The following is a 16,850-nucleotide window of genomic DNA, read 5'->3' as shown; positions in this document are numbered from 1 at the left end:
TTCGGGGTTTCGTCGGATTCCAGGCGCGCAGGGTTTCGGCACCCTTCGCGTATGACTTCGATACCAAACACGAAGAACCCGGTTCGCGCCGCCCGCGAGCGCGCCGGCTTGACCCGTGAGCAGCTCGCCGTCAAGGCCGGCCTCTCGAGCAGCACGCTGTACCTCGCCGAGCGCGCCGGCTTGGTCAGCGCCGCGACTGCCGCGAAGCTCGCGGCGGTGCTCGGGGTGGCTGCCGCGGAGCTGCAGCCGTGAAGCGGGCGCGCACCGACGCGCTGGGCGAACGCATCGCCCTCGCGCTCACCTTCCGCGAGGCGGCGAGGCTGCTCCGCGTCGACCGCGGGGCGACGCTGCACGAGCTCATCCGGCGCGGGCTGCTCCGACCGGTGCCCTGGGGGAACGGCCAGCGCATCCCGCTCGAGCAGGTCCTGGAGCTCGCGCGCGACGGCTTCACCGTCGGCGGGAAGCCGTCGCGCGCCCGGTCGAACCCGCGCCGCGCCGCGCCGGCGCCGGGCGTGGGCGCCCGCATCCGCGCGCTCGGAGTCGAGCCGTGAGTGGGGCCGTGATCGTGGCAGCGGCGGCCCGACGCGCGGTGGGGCTCCGCGAGGCTGCCCTGCCCGTCCATGCGGTTTTCGTCGGCGACGCCGGCGATCGTTGGTTGGTGCGCGCCGACGGCGGGCTCGACGCCATCATCAGCGGCGGCCTGCCGCACGGCCGAAGCGCGGCCGCGGACCCTGCCCCGGGGCGACGGTCCGACGTGGCGGGCGCGGGGCGCGTGGAGCGATAGACGATGGCAGAGCGCCCGCCCTTCCTCGCCCTGCCCGCCCCGCTGGTCGACTACGTGCTCGCGCTCCCGGGCGACTACGGGAAGACGCTCCTCCGCGTTGCGCAGCTCGCGCGCGCGGCGCCGGGCGTGGTGGACGGCATCGCGCTCGACACCGGCGAGGCGCTGATCTCGTACCGCTCGCCGCGCGTGTGGGGGCGGGTTGCCCTCGATGCGGAGCTCGCCAAGGACGGCGAGGTGGCCCTGCGCCGTCGCGCCCTGGCGAGGGCGGAACGGGATGGCTGGGTGCAGATCCGGCCGGCACACCGATCCGGCACGGCAAGCGACACGCGAACCGGCACAGGTACCAGCACACCCGCGACCATCGTTAGGTTCCTGCGTTTCCGGGAGATTCTCTGGCCCGCATCGGTCCAGACAGCACAGCCCGCGGCACAGCCAACGGCACAGGAACCGGCACCGGGCAGCGGCACCATTACACCTGTTGTAACTCTACCTGATCCACCCGCTCCACCTGAGCAGCAGCAGCTACGCGCACGAGCGCGCGAAGAAGCCAAGCTCAGCCCGCTCGGCGCCCTTGGGACGCAGTTCCGTGAGTACCTTCTCGGATGGCTGGGGCACGGCCTCGTGGTGGCGAAGCGCGGGAGCTCGGCAAAGGTCGGAGGCGAGCTCGAGCAGATTCTGGAGGCTCACGGCCTGGAGGCCGCGCTCGCGTGGACGCGGGAGACGCTGCTGCCGCGCCTGATGGCGGGAGATCCGGGCCCGTCCTCCATGGCCTACGTCGTCGAACTGCTGCGCGACATGCCGCCGCCACCGCGGCGTGAGGGCGCCACCGCATGACGCCCGAGGCGCGTGATGGGCGGCCGCGCGGCGTCGGGGATCCGCCCGCCCCCCCTGGTCGGGGTGCCGTAGGTTCTTCCTGAGGGGGTTACACCGCGGGTGCGAATGACCGCGTTGTTGCGGTAGTTACAGCGGAATTTCGAAGTTGACGGTTGACGGGTTGACGGGTCCTCCATTGACCGCCAGTGCGGCCAGAAAGGAAAACGCGTGAAATTGGCTGAATTCGCAGCCCTCGTGAAAGCATCAAAGCAGGCCGTCAGCAAGGCGGCGGGCCCCGGGGGTCGCCTGCGCCGGTCCGTGCGCCGCGACGAGCGCGGGCGCGTGGTCGACATCGACCGAACCGTCGGACTCGAGGAGTGGCGGAACGCGGAGCTGCCACGGCACCCCGCGGCGGTCGAGGCCCGCCTCCAGCTCGAGAAGGCGCCTCCAGCCGACGACGAGAGGCCGCTCCCGGAGCTCCCCGCGGCCGACGTGCAGCGCCTCGTCGCGCGCCTCCTCGAGGTCGTCGCGACGCTCCAGGCGGACGAGCGCGAGATCGTCGCGGAGGCCCTCCCCGATGCCGTCGCGGCCGCGGCCGGCGCGCTGCAGCGCGCCGGCTATCCGCCCACGATCGCGCAGATCGCCGAAGCGCTCGACCTCGAGTCGGGCGCCGACGGGGACGGGGGCTCGTGGATCGCCGGCTCGCTGATGCGTGCCATCGGGGACGAGGACGCTGGCCACGACACGAACCGCCAGAAGGCGCGTAGAGCAGCGCGGGAGTCGATCGAAAGATGGGTCACCTGGCAGGCCGAGCATGGCGCGCTCGAAGAACTCGCGTCCGGCGGCGGGGCCAAGCCGTGAGCGCGCCGATCGAGGTCCCGGCGACCAACGGCGAGCGCGGCACGAGCCAGAGCGGGGCCCGGCGTCGCCTCGCGGCGCTGCTCAGGCTCGAGGCCCACTTGCGCCGACGCATCGAGGTCGGCAGGGCGTCGGGTCCGGTGGCGTCCTCCATCGAGCGTCAGATCAACGCCCTGCGCTGGGCAGTCGCCGAGCTCGGGGCGAAGTACCCGTCCGCCGTGGCGAAGGCGCAAGCGGACTCGGAGCGCGCCGAGGCCCGTCTCGCGGAGCGGGCGGTGAGGTACGGCGCGTGATCTCGAGCGCGGCGCTGGCGGAGCGGTTCGAGCGGGAGGCCCGGGGCCTCGACCAGGAGCTCGCCGTCCAGGTGGCGGCGGCGCTGTGGACGCGCGTCCCGCTCCCCGATCGACGCCAGGTCCGCGACACCCGGCTGCGGGCAGCAGCGGACCAGATCGGAGGCTCCGTCGAGTGGAAGGCGGCGCGGCTCGCCGACCTCGTCGGCCGCGCGCTGTCCGGGCGGCCGCTGCCTCGCGTTCCAGAGGCGCCCGCGGTCGCCAGCGCCGTGGCCGTTCTCCCTCGCCCGCTGGCACCGCGGCAGGTCCGAAGGATTCTGACAGCGCGGCCGCGCGGTGTCAGACGGCACGGTGCTCCCTTGGAAGCCAGGAGACTCACACCATGACCTCGATCTACCAGTTCGAAGCGGGCGAGACCGACCGCGAGAAGTTCATCCGGGCCGGCGCCGCCGCGATCATCACGCGCGCGGGGCACATGCAGCTCGTTCGCCAGGCGGCGAAGGACGGTCCCTTCGCCGATCAGCTGCGGGACGTCGGCGAGGGCCCCGGCGACCTCGCCGGCTGGACGCTGTCCGACCTGGCGCGCGGGTGCCTGGAGCGCGCCGGCAAGGCGTCCGGCGGCCCGGCCATCGACGTGGTGAAGCGCGCCCTCGAGGTGCGCGGCGAGGGCTCGAACACGACCAGCGACTTCGCGATCCTGCTCGAGAGCGCAGCCCGCAACATCAGCCTCGGCTTCTACGCCGCGACGCCCGCGACGTTCAGGCGCTGGTGCGGGATCAAGAGCCTCCAGGACTTTCGCAAGGCGAAGTTCTACCGGGCGGGCTCGTTCGGCACCCTCGACGACGCGCCCGAGGGCGGCGAGATCAAGTTCAAGAACATCCCGGACGGCGAGGCGGCCGATCTGACGCTCGGGACCAAGGGCAACATCGTGGGGCTCACCCGCAAGGCGATCGTGAATGACGATCTGAGCATCTTTCGGGAGCTCATGAGCGCGATCGGGGAAGCGGCGGCGCGCACGATCGAGAAGGCGGCCTTCGACCTGGTGCGCGCGAACGCCGGCATGGGGCCGACGCTCGCCGACACGAAGGCCCTCTTCCACGCGGACCACAAGAACGTCGGCGGCGCCGGCGCCCTGTCCGTCGACGTGTTCGGCGAAGCGATGGCGCTCCTCGCGGGGCAGACCGATCCGCAGGGGTCGGCCCTGAACTTCGCGCCGCGTGTCTGGCTCGGCCCGGTGAAGCTCGCGCCCACGGTGAGGCAGTTCAACACGAGCACCGCCGACCCGACCACCGGGAAGAACAGCGGCGTCGGGAACCCGCTGCTCGGCATCTTCGGAGACGTCGTGGGCGCCAGCCACCTCACGGGGACGCGGAGCTACGTCTTCGCCGACCCGACGCTCAACCCGACCTTCGCCGTGGGCTTCCTGAACGGGCAGGAGGGGCCGCTCATCAGCACGCTGCCGCAGGGCTCGTACGACGGCACGCGGTGGCGCTGCCTCCTCGACTTCGCCGTGGGCGCGTTCGACTTCCGGACCGCCGTCACGCTCCCCGGCGCGTAGCCCTCCGCCCGACCGGCGCGCATCTCGGCACGCCAGTCGAGCTCGCGGTGAGGTCGCGCGGCCGGCCTCGAACCCGCCCCGGCTCCCTCTCCTTCTGAGCCTGTGCGGGAGCCGCCTTTCCCCTTCTCCACCAGGAGCGCCACCGATGCACCGTCTCGAGCCCGAGCAGCAGACCCAGCAGCAGGACCCGGCGCCGGCCATGGACCACCTGTTCCGCACAGGCACGGGGCGCGCCGGCACGCACGTGGTCCGCACCACCAGCCAGGAGCCCGCGGCGCCCGGCGGGGCGGACGAGGCCACCAGCAAGGCGGAGGAGTAGGCCATGCACAGGATCGACGGGGCGGACAACGTCGCGGGGAGGTTCAGCGCCGGCGACCCGACGCAGGGTGTCCCCGGCACCATCGTGACGGCCGACTGGATGAACGCGGTGCAGGAGGAGATCGCGGCCGTCGTCGAGGGCGCGGGCATCGCGCTCGACAAGCCCACGAACACCCAGCTCCGGGACGTGATCACGGCGGGCATCCGCAGCGACCCCGCGCGCCTGCGGCTCTGGGCCCGGGTCGGCCTCGACGGATCGATCGGACTGCGCGGCGGCGCGCCGGGCGGGTCGACCATCACGCCGACGCGGATCGCGGCAGGCCGGTACTCGCTCGCCATCGCGCCGGCGGCTCCGACGGGCGCCTACGCCGTGCTCCTGACGCGCGTGAGCGAGGGTGCCGGCTTCGTCTACCTCGACGGCCCCAGCGCGGCGGGCGGCTTCACCGTGGTCACGAAGAACGCCGCCGGCGCCGACGAGGACTGCGAGTTCTCGGTAGCGGTGATCTGGTAGCGGAGGCCGGCCATGGCGAAAGAGTACCCGCTCTCGCTGGTGATCAAGGCGGTGGACCGCGCGACGGCTCCGCTGCGCGCCATCAACGCGCGGATGCAAAAGATCACCGCGCCGGTCCGACGCCTGAACAACGGCCTCCGCGCGCTCTCCGACGAGGCCGGGCTCCCCCGCCTCGTGAAGGGGTTCGGTGGGGTGGGGCGGGCCGTCGGCAGCGTGGGCCGCGAGGCGGCCGCGCTCGCCGCGAAGCTCGGCGCGCTCACAGGGGGAGCGGCGTTCGCGCTCTACCGGATCACGAAGGGCGCCGCAGACGCGGGCGACGAGCTCGCCACGATGGCCCAGCGCGTGGGCTTATCCGTGGACGCCTACGCGCAGCTGCAGTTCGCGGCGGCTCAGGCGGACGTCGAGCAGGAGGCGTTCGCAGGGGCGATGGACCGATTCAACAAGGGCCTCGGCGAGGCGAAGGCGGGCGGCGGCAGCATGCTCGCGTTCCTGCAGAAGGTCTCGCCACGGCTCGCCGAGCAGGTGAAGGGCGCGAAGAGCACCGAGGCCGCGCTCGCGCTGATGACCGACGCCTTCGAGCGGGTGAAGGACCCGGCGCGCCGCGCCGCGCTCGCGAGCGCGGCGTTCGGGAAGTCGGGGCTGCAGATGGGCCAGTTCCTGGGGCAGGGCTCGGCGGCGATCGACGAGCAGCGCCGCCGCTTCGCCGAGCTCGCGGGGAGCCAGGAGGCGTTCGCGCGCGGCGCAGGCGACCTGGACAACGCCATGCGCGAGACGGAGACGTCCTTCCTCGGCCTCAGGTCCGCCGCCGCCGGCGCCCTGTTCCCGGCGCTCACCGAGCTGGCGCGGGCGCTCACGAACCTGCTCGCGGGGAACCGCGGCCGCATCGCCGCCTGGGCGCGGGAGGCGGGCGCCGCGCTGTCGAGCTGGCTCGCGGGCGGAGGGCTCGAGCGGCTCGTCGAGACCATGCGCCGGTGGGCGGACACGCTCGGCCGGCTCGTCGACATGATGGGCGGGCTCAAGGGCGTACTCGTCGCGGTCGGCGTGTACATGGGCGCGGACTTCCTCTCGACGATCGCGAGCACCGTGGCGTGGTTCGCGAAGCTCGGCGGGGCGGTGCTTCCGATCGTCATCCGCGCAGGCGGGCTGCTCATCCCGGTGCTCGGGAAGATGCTGGCCTTCCTGCTCGGCATCAACCTCGCGAACCCCCTCGTCTGGATCGCCGCGCTGGGAGCCGCGCTCGCGGCCGCGGCCTACGTGATCTGGAAGAACTGGGAGCCCATCTCGGCCTTCTTCGTCGACCTGTGGGAGCGCGTGAAGACGATCGCGGGCGCGGTCGGGCGCTTCTTCGGGATCGGCGTTGGGGCCGCTGGGCCGACGCTCGGCGCGGCCGCCGCGGCGCCGGCGCCCGCGGGCAGCCAGATGGGGTCGGCGCACGTGCAGGTCGACTTCGCGAACCTCCCCCAGGGCGCGCGCGTGAACGCCGATCCGCGCGGCACCGCCGACCTCGATTTGTCCATGGGCTACGCGATGGGGGCCGCGCACTAGCACAGCGTCAGGCCGCGGTGCCACCGCGGAGTGGTGACGTGCGCGCAGGTGGCGACGCTTCATCCGGCGGCGGGCGGCGAGCTCGAGCCGGGCTCCCGCTTCCGCTGCCTCGCGCTGAGCGCCACGCTCTCCGTCCGCGTGTGCGTGCTTCGCCAGGCGGTCGTGCGGCGTCAGCGGACGCTGCAGACGAGCCGCGGCCAGGGAACCTCCTTCCCCACGTGCGACGGTTGCCTGCAGGGCGCCGCGCTGCGGGCGGCCCTGCCGGGCGGCGCGGAACTGCGCTGGCGCGGCTCGGGCCCCGGCGGTCGGTTCGCGCGCGGCCGGCAGTCGGGCGGCCGCGAGCAGCAGGCGGCGCGCCGGCGACTCGCGCGCGTGGGCCTGCTCGAGCTCGCCCCGACCATCGACGATCCGCCGCCCGAGCTCGACGAGTGACGGCCGCCGGGGGCGGCCGCCGGGTGCTACTTCGCAGCCTTCTTCGCCAGCCAGAGGTCGACGGCCTCGCGCACCAGCTCGCTGGCATCCGGCTTTCCGACCTCGCGCGCGGCGGCGCGCTTCAACGCCTCGCGCCGTAGCGCGGCGATCTGCTCCGGGCGCATCCGGTAGGCGGCCAGCTTCAGGCCCTTCTTCACGTGCGGCACGCGCGCGAGTGTACCCAACACCTCGGGTAGACGCTGCTTTCCGGTTTTCATGCGAGCATGCTAGCAAGATCACAAGAACTGCGATAGAGGTTGAACCCGCAGTTCAACCTCATGCCCAGGGGCACGAATGACGACCACGAAGAGGCGCCTCACGCTGCACGCGCTCCACCGCGAAGCGGAGCTCACGTCCGGGAACGGCGGTGCGCTGCCGCACTGGCTCTTCAGCCCGCCGACGCCCACGAACCCGGAGCGCATCGCGCCCGGCTCGAACGGGAAGCCGCCTGCGGACGCCACCGCGGTGGTGGAGTGCGACGGCCGCCTGTACGACCGGATCATCCTGCACCGGCCCCACGCACACACGCTGCGGCTGCCGGACCGCACGAGCCCCATGCTCCGGGTGTTCTTCGCGCGCCTGTGGCAGGACGTCGAGGACGACAGCCGGCCCGAGAACCGCGACCGCCGCGCCGCGATCCTCGCGCTGGCGGCGGAAGCGGGCGCCGGCGGCGAGGCGGACTTCCGCCGCGCGTGGGCGGTGATCGACTGGATGGTGCACGTCCAGGCCCCGGCGATGTTCGAGCTGGCCGGATTCCCCGGGCACGCCCGGGCCTACCGTGGACTCCCGGCCATCACCGGCTCCGAACTGCCGCGGGGCGCCGCCAAGGTCTTCCGGGCGGCGCACCTGGAGCTGAACAGGGCAGCGACCATCGCGGTGAAGCAGTGCAAGGTGCGCCGCGACGATCCCTGCCCCGAGACGGCCTTCGCACTGAAGTTCGCGGCGTGCACCACGTTCCCAGACCTCGGGGAGGCTCTCCGCGAGGACCTCTACACGAAGATGGCGCCCCTCGGGCTGGGGCTGCTCGCGGCCGTCCACGCCAGCGACTGCGTGCGGTACGCGCGCAGGGTGGCGCCGAGCGCCCTCAAGCGCGCTGCGGCGGCGCTCAAGGCGGCTGAGCGCGAGCTGGTGGCCGAGGTGGTCGGGATGCGCGACGGGAGCCGGGCGGCCGCGTAGGGCCCGCGGGCCAGGGCATCAGGCGCTCAAGGGGCCCGCTCCGGCGACGGCGCGGGCCCTTCCATTCCCCAGCCATTCCCCACCCTCCCCGCCAGGGACGGCCACGGACGGCACGAAATCCGTTGAAATCACGCAGATGCCGAGAGAATCGGAGGGCCAAAATGCGACTCATAATCCCTAGGTCGGGAGTTCGATTCTCCCCCTCACCACTCCACAAGCAACCGTGATCGCAGCAGAAAAGAGCCTCGGCGCGCCGAGGCTCTTCTTCGTTCCGGGCATCGTCTCCGCGCGCCGGGCGCGGTCTCGGGGCGCGACGGCGGCCTCCCGGGTCCGGCGCGGAAGGATCACGGCTCGTGACGCCCGCGCCGTCCGGCGCGAGCTCGGGCGCGGGCACGCGGTCGCCGGCTCCCGATCGGCCGGGACGACCCCGCCCTCCACCCGACCGCGCGCGGCTCGCCGCTCGCCGGCGGCACGCGGCGGGTGACGCGCGCCGCATGCGATGGTCGCCCGCCCGCCCGCGCCCTGACGCGGGGTGTCGTACCGGTAGGGGCCGCGTCGTCCGAGCGGCATGAAGCGCCCACCGGCCCTGTTCGCGCGTCGATGGAGCTCTTGCGCGCACGAACCGAGCTGACGGCCGCCTGGCAGGCGTTCCTCGTGGACGGACGGCTGCCGCCGCGGATCCGTCCCGAGATCCGCCGCTCGTGGCTCCGGGTCCGCGAGGAGGCGCGCGTGGACCCGCGGCTGCGCGCCTCCCCGCTCGCGGTCCGGCCCGAGGACGTGGTCGCGCGCGGCGAGGGCGACGACGCCGCCCGGATCGCCGCCGGAGTGGTGGCGCACTACGCCGAGCGGCTGCGCGACGGCGGGCACGTCGTCGCCTACTTCGACGCGGACGGGGTGATGCTGGCGTGCGACGGCGACCCGCGGACGCGGCGCGCGCTCGACCGGGTGAACTTCGCGCCCGGCGCGTGCTGGGCGGAGGGCGTCACGGGCACGAACGCGCCCGGCACCGCGCTCGTGGAGGGGCGGCCGCTGGAGGTGTTCGCCGCGGAGCACTTCGTGGAGGTGCTGCAACCCTGGACCTGCGCGAGCGCGCCGGTCCGGCTGGGCGGGCGCGTCGTGGGCGCGGTCGACATCACCTCGCCCTGGACCGCCCACCACGCGTCGCTGCTGCCGACCGCCGAGGCGGTGGCCCAGGTCATCGAGGGCCGGCTCGAGGCCGAGGCGGCGCGGGCGCACGCCGACCTCATGATGCACGTGGCCGGCAGCGCGCTCCACGCGCGCGACGACTTCCTGACCGTGGCCTCCCACGAGCTGAAGACGCCGCTCACGCCGCTCCGCACGAAGCTGCAGGCGGTGCAGCGGCTGCTCGACCGCACCGAGGGCGAGCTGGATCCCGCCCGCCTCCGCGAGGGCCTGCGCGGCGCCGATGCGCAGGTGGGCCGCGTGGTGGCGGTCGTGAACCGGCTGCTCGACGCCGCCCGCCTGCTGCGGGATCCGGTCCGTCCGGCGCCGGAGCCCGTCGATCTCGGCGAGCTGGTGCGCGGCGCGGTGGAGCGGCGGCTCGACGACCTGCAGCGCCAGGGCTGCCATCCCACCGTGACGGTCGTGGGCGAGGTGACCGGCTGCTGGGATCCGGCGCTCCTCGACCAGGCGCTCGAGCGGCTCCTCTCGAACGCCGCCCGCTACGCGCCCGGGCCGGTCGAGATCGAGGTTGCCCGGGACGGTCCGTCCGCGCGCGTGCGGGTCCGCGATCACGGCCCCGGGATCCTCCCGGACGACCGGGAGCGGATCTTCCTCCCCTACGAGCGCGCGGTGTCGTGCCGGAACTCGGCCGGCCTCGGCCTGGGCCTGCACGCGGTCCGTGCCATCGCGGCCGCGCACGGCGGGACCGTCCACGTGGAGCGCGCGCCAGGCCACGGCAGCACCTTCGTGCTCGCGCTGCCCGGCGTGGCCTCGCCGCGGTGAGCGCGCGGCTGCGCGCCCCGATCGATCGCCGCAACCTGGCGGAACCAAGGACGAATGCGGCGCCCGTCCCCGGCGCCGTCGGGCGCTCCGCGCCGCGCGGCCCAACCGGTGGGGCGCGCCCGGTGCGCCGGTCGTGAAAAGCTCGGGGGCGCGTCACGCCGCCTCCACCCGCTCCACCGCCCAGGGGATCCCATGAACGACGCGCTCGTCAGGACCAGGAAGGAAGGCCGGATCGGCTGGATCACGCTCCACCGGCCGGAGGCGATGAACACCTTCACCGTCGCGTTCGCCGACCAGCTCGACCAGGCGCTGCGGCGGATGGAGGACGATCCGGAGGTGACGGTCGTCGTCGTGGACGCCGCGGGGAAGCACTACTGCACCGGGATCGCGCTCGAGCAGTTCACGCCGCGGACGCAGCGCGAGTACCGCGAGCTCCTCCACCGCATCGACGCGTTCTACCGGACGCTCGCGCGCATGCGGACCGTCACCATCGCGGCGGTGCAGGGCTACGCGGTGGCGAACGGCGCCGGGCTCGCGTTCGCCTGCGACCTCACGATCGCGGCGGAGACGGCGCGGTTCGGCACCACCGCCATCAACGTCGGCCTCATCTGCCTGGGCCCGGCGGCGGCGATGGCGCGGCTCATCGGGCGGAAGAAGGCGGCGGAGCTCTTGCTGACGGGCGAGCTGGTGAGCGCGGCGGACGCGCTGGCGCTCGGGCTGGTGAACCGGGTGGTGCCGGAGGCGTCGCTCGCGGACGAGGCGCTGAAGCTCGCGCAGAAGCTCTCGGCGAAGAGCCCGCTCGCGCTGCGCATCGGCAAGGAGGGCCTGAACCGGCTGCCGGACCTGCCCGCGCTCGAGCGCATCGACCTCGCCGACGACCTGTTCGCCACGCTCGCCGCCACCGAGGACGCGGTGGAGGGCGTGAGCGCGTTCCTGGGGAAGCGCGCGCCCACCTGGAAGGAGCGCTGAGGCCGGGCGCCGGCGCCCGGGATCGGCCCGCCGCCAGCGCGGACGCGGCCGCGCGTCACCGCGGGTAGTACGACACGGTGAACGCCGCGCCGTTGCGCGTCACGTCGAGCGCGTGCACGCCGCTCCCCGGCGTGGCGACCGCGGTCGCGATCCGATCGAGGTCGGCCGGGCCCACCGGCTGCCCGTCGAAGCGCCAGAGGAGATCGCCCTGCCGGAGGCCGAGGCGCGCGAGCACCCCCTGCGGATCGACGGCGGTGAGCTTCACCGCGGGCTGGTCGATGACCACGACCTCGCCGGTGGCGCCGGTCCCGTGGGCGCCGCGCAGGCGCGCCAGGACGGCCGGATCCACGTCGAGGTCGTGCGCGCCGCGCGGGGTCGCCGCGGCGTCGAACGCGTGCTCGACCACGCGCACCGCCACGTCCCGCCCGACCTCGAGCCGGACCTGGCGCGCGCCGTCCGCGGCCACCACGCCGTCCGCCGCGATGGCGCGGACGACCAGGTTGCGCCCGATGGCGTCGCCCACGCGGACGTCGCGGGTCTCCCAGGTGGCGACGTCGGCGACGGTGGCGAACGCCCCGGGCGTGCCGGGCTGCTGGACGCCGAGGACGTGCAGCGTCACCGTGCGCGCGCGGTAGTCGGCGGGCGTCGAGGCGGGCTCGGGCGCGGCGAGCGCGGCCACCTCCGCGGGCGACACCGGGGTGACGGGCGCGGCGGCGGCGCGCGCCTGGGCGGACGCGGCGGCGCGATCGCCGGGCGCAGCCGGTGACGCGGAGGTCGAGGCGGTCAGCGCCGCGAGGGCGACGGCGAGGCGGAGGGGACGAAGGGCGCGGGCGGTCATGGCGGGCCTCGGTTCACTGCAGGAAGCAGCCGGCCTCGTTGCCCGAGCCGCCGAGGGCGACCGACTCCCACGACTCCCAGGTGGCGCAGGCGAGCGTGCGCTGGCCGGTGTTCCACTTCGGGTGGAAGCAGTCGATGTCGGACAGGTCGCGGCCGCGGAACCGGTGCGTGCCCACGCAGGCCTCGGGCGCCGGGTTCCAGTCGGTCGTGAACCGGACCGCCGGCGCGTAGAGCGCCTGCGCGGCCGCGACGGCGGCGGCGATGGCGGAGTTGTACTGCGCGATGCGCTGCGCGACGATCCAGCGATCGGTGCCCGAGCCGCGCGTCACCGTGGGGCAGATGCCGGCCGTGTACCAGATCGCCTGGCAGGGCGTGCCGGTGGACCACTGCTTCTCCAGGCCCGCCGAGTAGAGGTAGTTCACCGGCGGCACCGACATCACGTGGACCCAGGTGCCGGCGGGCAGCCCGCAGGTCGGGCTGCCGAGGATGGCGAGCGCCTGATCCAGCGCCGCGCGGAACGTGTCGGCGCCGTACAGCGCCGAGACCGACGAGCGGTTGCAGACGTCGTTCGCGCCGAGCAGCAGCACGATCCGGTCCGGCTTCGCGAGCTGCGCGCACACCCGCTGCGCCTGCGCGGGTGCGTTGTTGCGGCCCCCGACCATCTCCGCGCCGTCCACCGACACGAACTGCTCGCCCGCGGGGAGCTTGCCCAGCGCCCGGTAGCGCCGGTACACCGGGTTCACCGTCGAGTCCCAGCCCTGCGCGAAGCTGTACTGGATCTGGTCGCCGGGCGGCGGCCACCACGACAGCCGCGCGTTCGCCCCCTGCATCATGCTGTCGCCGATCCCGGAGAGCTTCTGCTGGGCCCGGTCCACGGACGGTGCGAGCAGGAGGAGCAGCAGGACCAGCGGGGCGGCGTGGAGACGGCGACCTCGGGCGCGCATGGCGACGCTCCTGCCCGGGCGAGCGGAGGGGTGCGGAGCCCGCCGGCAGCAGGAACATGGGTGAGCCGTCCGGCGACAGCAACAGACGGACCTGCGCGCGGCCGCCGGCACGGGCGCCGCGCCGAGCGCCCGGGTCCGGCGTCGCCGGCCTCGCCGGCCGACGTCAGGGGACGGCGAGGGGCGCGAACTCCACGGTCCGCAGCCACGCCGGCAGGTCGGCCACCCGCGCGGATCGCACGCCGGCGTCGCTCACCGCGTACACGAACGTGCCGGCCGCCGCGTCGTCGGCGAGCACGCCGCGCCGCACGTAGGGCGACCAGGCGAAGCTCCAGTCCGGGCCCGAGACGCCAGCGTAGACGTCGCCCATGGCGAGCGTGCCGGCCGGCGTGATCCCGGACGCAGGATCCACGCGGAACAGCCGCAGGTCGGAGACCGTCGCGCCCGTGCCCCAGTCCACGAACGGGATCGCGAGCAGGCCGCCGCCCGAGGCGCCCGGGAACCAGGTGAACGCGTGCGGATCCCAGAGCGCGTCCGACCCGCTCCCGCCCTCCCCCACCCGCGCGGTCGCGACGGCGACCGGGGCGGCGGGATCGGTGACGTCGAGGAGCTGCACCTTCACCTGCATCATCCCGCTCGTCCCCGGCTCGCGCCCGACGCCGAGCAGGTGGGTCGCGTCGAGCGGGTGCAGGTAGCCGATGAAGCCCGGCAGCTCGAGCTCGCCCACGAGCCGCGGCGCCGCGGGATCCGAGAGATCGAACGTGAAGAACGGGTCGATCTGCCGGGCCGTCACCGCGAAGCCGCGCGGGCCGAGGAAGCGGGTCGCGAAGAGCGTCTCGTCGCGCCCGAACGGCGCGGTCTTCCCGAGCGTGCGCAGCGCGCCGTTGGCGAGGCCGAGCACCGTCACCTGGCTGGCGCGCTCGACGCTGCCCCAGGGATCGCTCCCCGCTACCCGCGTCGCGAGCGTGCTCGCCACCCGCAGCGCGCCCTCGTGCTCGTCGAGCTGGTACGGGTCGTCGACCGTCCCGTCCACCACGCCGGAGCCGAGCCAGGTCGCGCGGTCGGGATCGCGGAGATCGAACGCGTGCAGGTAGGTCGCGTCCGCCTGGCCGGGCATGGGCCACCACCACCAGTGGCTCGCGGCGGCGTAGAGCGTGTCGCGCGAGGCGTACACCACGCCCGCCTGCGCCAGGACCGAGGTGCTGGAGGCGAGCGCCTGCCGGTCGAGATCGAGCGTGGCGAGGGTCAGGATGCCGGGGCGGACCGGCGCCGCTCCCAGGGCGAAGTCGGTGCAGGCGTAGGCGACCGGCGCGCTCGACCCGTCGGCCCGCTCGACCGCGCCGCGCCGCAGCCAGTCCTCGAGCGGCCGGGCGCGGATGAGCGCCTCGTTCGCGGCCTCCAGCTCCGCGAAGGCCCGGTCGCGCTCGGCCTGGCTCGCGCCGGGCGGGAGCGGCGGCCAGTACGCGACGCCCTCCGGGTACGGGAGCTCGTCGGTGGTCACGAGCCGCACGCGCGCGCCGATGCGCCGGGCGGCGAGGTAGCTGCCCGGCAGGTAGATCTCGGCGGTCACGCGCGGCGCGGCGAGGTCGGCGACGTCGAGCGTGGTCACCTTGGTCACGTTGCTCGCGTGGTAGCCGCACCAGATCGCGTCCGGCGCCGCGCCCGGCGCGGGCGCGCCCACCGCCGGTCCGACGCAGACCGGCGCGTCGCCCTCCAGCGCGCGGGGCACGTAGAGCGTGCTGAACACCACCACGCGGTCGCCGGCCAGGAACAGCTCGCGCGGCCAGCCCTCGATCTCGACCGAGGACCGCTCCGCCAGCGCGTCCGCCGGCCAGCTCGCGAGCAGGTGCAGGCGGCCGTCGGCGAGCGCCGCGATGCGGGTGCCGTCGTTCTGGACGAAGTCGGCCTCGTCCACGCCCGCCACCTGCGCGTTGGTGGTGGTGTAGCCGGACGGCGCGGGCGACCCGGCGTCCCCCGGGGCCCCGCCGACCGGCAGGCCACCCCAGCCGCCCCAGGTCAGCCGGATCTGCTCGAGCTCGCTCCGCATCTGGAGCACCAGCGCGTCCTCGATGGCCGCCTCCAGCGCCTCGCAGCTCGGGGCGGCGGCGAGGCTGGGCGAGCGGTCCACCGCGGCGGGCGGCGGCAGCGCGGGCACGCGCCGGGGAGAGTCGCCGCCGCGGCAGGCGGCGGTTGCGGCGAGGGCGGCGGCGAGCGCGACGGCGAGGGGGCGTGGAACGGGCATGGGCGGCTCCTCCCGGCCAGTCTGGTCATTCTCGCACCCCGCGCCGGAACCCGGGCGGACGGTTCCTTGACGTGTCACCGGAGCGTGGTACGAAAGATCCGATATCGGAGGATACCGGATGCGGAAGACCGCGCAGCGGCTGGCCACGCGCACCGAGCAGGCTCCCCCGCCCGAGCTGCCGCTCCGCGCCCCCGAGGCGCCGCCGCCGGCGCCGCTCCCCCGCAACCGCGCCGCCGACCGGATCAAGGACGCGCTGCTCCGCTGGCTCGAGGAGGAGCTGTGATGGCCCCCCGCCCGCGCACCCTGTTCCTTCCGTTCGAGGACGCCGCCGCCTCGGAGCTGGATCCGTTCCTGGCCGAGATCGATCGCGCGGTGGACGCCGGGTTCCTGGCCGAGCTCGAGGACGTGCTCGATCGCGCCGCGCGGGCCGTCCTGCCGGATCCCGCCCCGGCGCTGCGCTGATCGCGCTTCCCGGCCCTCAGCGACCCTGGCCGGCGCGGTACTCCGTCTCCTCGTCCTCGAGGCCCGCCTCCACCTCGCGCGGCGCCGAGAACAGCCGCCCCAGCTCGATGTGGCGGGAGAACAGGAACGGCAGGCCGACCGCGACCTGCGCGCCGATCTGCGCCGCCCACAGCACGTTCGCGTAGGCGACGCCGTGGGTGGCGACCCCCGGGCCCGGCGCGACCAGGCCCAGGCCGAGCACCACCGCGCCCTGGAACGTGCCCACCATGCCCGGGCCGGCCGGGATCATCACCCCGACCACCAGGACGCCGAGCACGGTGCAGGCGGCCGCGGGGCCCAGGTCGAAGCCGAAGCCGCGCGCCAGCACCTGCATGCCCCAGACGTTCACGAACCAGTAGATCGCGGTGAGCGCGAAGAAGAGCGCCACCTTCCGCCCCGAGGGCACCAGCCGCAGGCCGTGGATGAACGCGTCCAGCATCCCCGCGCCGCGCGCCGCCAGCCGCGGCGAGATGGGGGTGGCGATCCGCGTGGCGAGCGACACCGCCAGCGCCCGGTTGCGGTACGCGCCCACCAGGAACGCGAGCAGCGCCACGAACGCGAGCGACACCACCACGCCGGCGGTGCGGATGACGCGCAGCCCGGGCGTGCCCTCCGGCACGGACAGCAGCGACACCATGAGCAGCAGCCCGGTGAAGATCCCGTCGGCCACGCGCTCCACCACCACCGACGACAGCGCGCTCGAGACGCGCAGCCTCGGCCGATCGGCGACCAGGTAGGGCCGCGCGAACTCGCCCAGGCGGAACGGCAGCAGCGAGAGCGCCATGATGCCGACTGCGGAGACGGCGTTGAGGCGCCCGAACGGCACCTTCGCGACCGGCTCGAGCAGCAGGCCCCAGCGCACGGTGCGCACCAGGTGGATGGCCGCCAGGAACGGCAGGTACAGCCAGAGGTAGCGGTAGTCGGCGTCGCGCAGCGCCTGGCCGATGCCGCCGAGGTCCTTGCCGCGCAGCGTGAGCCAGAGCGCGACCGCCGAGATCGCCAGCCCGGCGACGACCTGCGCCGCGCGGTGGCTCCTGGCGCGCGGTGGGCTGGCTGCGGCGTCCGGCATGG

The 16,850-nt window shown here is 74.6% G+C and carries 20 protein-coding genes; 15 read left to right on the top strand and 5 right to left on the bottom strand.

Features of this window, described 5'->3' with window-relative positions:
• The first annotated feature begins 51 nt into the window (after positions 1 to 51).
• The 10 genes from ANAEK_RS10140 (at position 52) to ANAEK_RS10090 (ending at position 7,109) form a co-directional block, all read left to right on the top strand.
• Positions 52 to 252, top strand: a complete 201-nt coding sequence (locus ANAEK_RS10140; protein ID WP_012526052.1) for a helix-turn-helix domain-containing protein — start codon at positions 52 to 54, stop codon at positions 250 to 252.
• Positions 249 to 551, top strand: coding sequence for a helix-turn-helix domain-containing protein (locus ANAEK_RS10135; protein ID WP_012526051.1), 303 nt, complete (start codon positions 249 to 251; stop codon positions 549 to 551). The genes ANAEK_RS10140 and ANAEK_RS10135 overlap by 4 nt, the downstream gene beginning before the upstream one ends.
• Positions 552 to 787: 236 nt before the next feature.
• The gene (locus tag ANAEK_RS10125; protein ID WP_012526049.1) at positions 788 to 1,618 is read left to right on the top strand and encodes a hypothetical protein; all 831 of its coding nucleotides are present in this window, start codon (positions 788 to 790) and stop codon (positions 1,616 to 1,618) included.
• Between the two features lie 207 nt (positions 1,619 to 1,825).
• A complete protein-coding gene (locus ANAEK_RS10120) occupies positions 1,826 to 2,458 on the top strand; it encodes a hypothetical protein (RefSeq protein ID WP_012526048.1) in 633 nt (210 codons plus the stop codon).
• Positions 2,455 to 2,748 carry a hypothetical protein gene (locus ANAEK_RS10115; RefSeq protein WP_012526047.1) on the top strand — a complete coding sequence of 98 codons (294 nt, stop codon included), beginning with the start codon at positions 2,455 to 2,457 and terminating at the stop codon, positions 2,746 to 2,748. Before ANAEK_RS10120 ends, ANAEK_RS10115 begins: the two co-directional genes overlap by 4 nt.
• A 379-nt stretch (positions 2,749 to 3,127) precedes the next feature.
• Complete coding sequence (locus ANAEK_RS10105; protein WP_012526046.1) at positions 3,128 to 4,303, top strand: hypothetical protein; 1,176 nt, start codon at positions 3,128 to 3,130, stop codon at positions 4,301 to 4,303.
• Positions 4,304 to 4,448: 145 nt separating this feature from the next.
• Positions 4,449 to 4,622: a hypothetical protein gene (locus tag ANAEK_RS23005; protein WP_012526045.1), complete on the top strand. Its 174-nt coding sequence runs from the start codon at positions 4,449 to 4,451 to the stop codon at positions 4,620 to 4,622.
• Positions 4,623 to 4,625: 3 nt separating this feature from the next.
• Positions 4,626 to 5,132, top strand: a complete 507-nt coding sequence (locus tag ANAEK_RS10100) for a hypothetical protein (protein WP_012526044.1) — start codon at positions 4,626 to 4,628, stop codon at positions 5,130 to 5,132.
• 12 nt (positions 5,133 to 5,144) lie between these two features.
• Entirely contained in the window at positions 5,145 to 6,677 is a 1,533-nt protein-coding gene (locus tag ANAEK_RS10095) for a hypothetical protein (RefSeq protein WP_012526043.1), read from the top strand.
• A gap of 48 nt (positions 6,678 to 6,725) precedes the next feature.
• Positions 6,726 to 7,109: a hypothetical protein gene (locus tag ANAEK_RS10090; RefSeq protein ID WP_157376691.1), complete on the top strand. Its 384-nt coding sequence runs from the start codon at positions 6,726 to 6,728 to the stop codon at positions 7,107 to 7,109.
• 26 nt (positions 7,110 to 7,135) lie between these two features.
• On the opposite strand, the gene ANAEK_RS10085 is transcribed toward ANAEK_RS10090, so the two are convergent.
• Complete coding sequence (locus tag ANAEK_RS10085; protein ID WP_012526041.1) at positions 7,136 to 7,366, bottom strand: hypothetical protein; 231 nt, start codon at positions 7,364 to 7,366, stop codon at positions 7,136 to 7,138.
• Between the two features lie 76 nt (positions 7,367 to 7,442).
• Between ANAEK_RS10085 and ANAEK_RS10080 the strand changes: the two genes are divergently transcribed.
• From ANAEK_RS10080 to ANAEK_RS10070, 3 genes are all read left to right on the top strand, one after another.
• Positions 7,443 to 8,324 (top strand): hypothetical protein, encoded by an 882-nt coding sequence (locus ANAEK_RS10080; RefSeq protein WP_012526040.1) that lies wholly within the window; start codon positions 7,443 to 7,445, stop codon positions 8,322 to 8,324.
• A 600-nt stretch (positions 8,325 to 8,924) separates the two neighbouring features.
• Positions 8,925 to 10,289 (top strand): ATP-binding protein, encoded by a 1,365-nt coding sequence (locus ANAEK_RS10075; RefSeq protein ID WP_012526039.1) that lies wholly within the window; start codon positions 8,925 to 8,927, stop codon positions 10,287 to 10,289.
• Between the two features lie 192 nt (positions 10,290 to 10,481).
• Positions 10,482 to 11,258 carry an enoyl-CoA hydratase/isomerase family protein gene (locus tag ANAEK_RS10070; RefSeq protein WP_012526038.1) on the top strand — a complete coding sequence of 259 codons (777 nt, stop codon included), beginning with the start codon at positions 10,482 to 10,484 and terminating at the stop codon, positions 11,256 to 11,258.
• 55 nt (positions 11,259 to 11,313) lie between these two features.
• On the opposite strand, the gene ANAEK_RS10065 is transcribed toward ANAEK_RS10070, so the two are convergent.
• From ANAEK_RS10065 to ANAEK_RS10055, 3 genes are all read right to left on the bottom strand, one after another.
• Positions 11,314 to 12,096 (bottom strand): hypothetical protein, encoded by a 783-nt coding sequence (locus ANAEK_RS10065; protein ID WP_012526037.1) that lies wholly within the window; start codon positions 12,094 to 12,096, stop codon positions 11,314 to 11,316.
• Between the two features lie 13 nt (positions 12,097 to 12,109).
• Positions 12,110 to 13,039, bottom strand: a complete 930-nt coding sequence (locus tag ANAEK_RS10060; RefSeq protein ID WP_012526036.1) for an SGNH/GDSL hydrolase family protein — start codon at positions 13,037 to 13,039, stop codon at positions 12,110 to 12,112.
• 163 nt (positions 13,040 to 13,202) lie between these two features.
• Positions 13,203 to 15,278 carry a beta-propeller domain-containing protein gene (locus tag ANAEK_RS10055; RefSeq protein ID WP_012526035.1) on the bottom strand — a complete coding sequence of 692 codons (2,076 nt, stop codon included), beginning with the start codon at positions 15,276 to 15,278 and terminating at the stop codon, positions 13,203 to 13,205.
• A gap of 118 nt (positions 15,279 to 15,396) precedes the next feature.
• Between ANAEK_RS10055 and ANAEK_RS23150 the strand changes: the two genes are divergently transcribed.
• Both ANAEK_RS23150 and ANAEK_RS10050 read left to right on the top strand, forming a co-directional pair.
• Entirely contained in the window at positions 15,397 to 15,561 is a 165-nt protein-coding gene (locus tag ANAEK_RS23150) for a hypothetical protein (protein WP_012526034.1), read from the top strand.
• Positions 15,561 to 15,740, top strand: a complete 180-nt coding sequence (locus ANAEK_RS10050) for a hypothetical protein (protein ID WP_012526033.1) — start codon at positions 15,561 to 15,563, stop codon at positions 15,738 to 15,740. The genes ANAEK_RS23150 and ANAEK_RS10050 overlap by 1 nt, the downstream gene beginning before the upstream one ends.
• Positions 15,741 to 15,756: 16 nt before the next feature.
• On the opposite strand, the gene ANAEK_RS10045 is transcribed toward ANAEK_RS10050, so the two are convergent.
• Positions 15,757 to 16,848, bottom strand: a complete 1,092-nt coding sequence (locus ANAEK_RS10045; protein WP_012526032.1) for a lysylphosphatidylglycerol synthase transmembrane domain-containing protein — start codon at positions 16,846 to 16,848, stop codon at positions 15,757 to 15,759.
• Positions 16,849 to 16,850: the final 2 nt, after the last annotated feature.

The sequence above is a fragment of the Anaeromyxobacter sp. K genome (genome assembly GCF_000020805.1).
Taxonomy (GTDB): Bacteria; Myxococcota; Myxococcia; order Myxococcales; family Anaeromyxobacteraceae; genus Anaeromyxobacter; species Anaeromyxobacter dehalogenans.
This window is presented reverse-complemented; position numbering and strand designations above follow the sequence as displayed.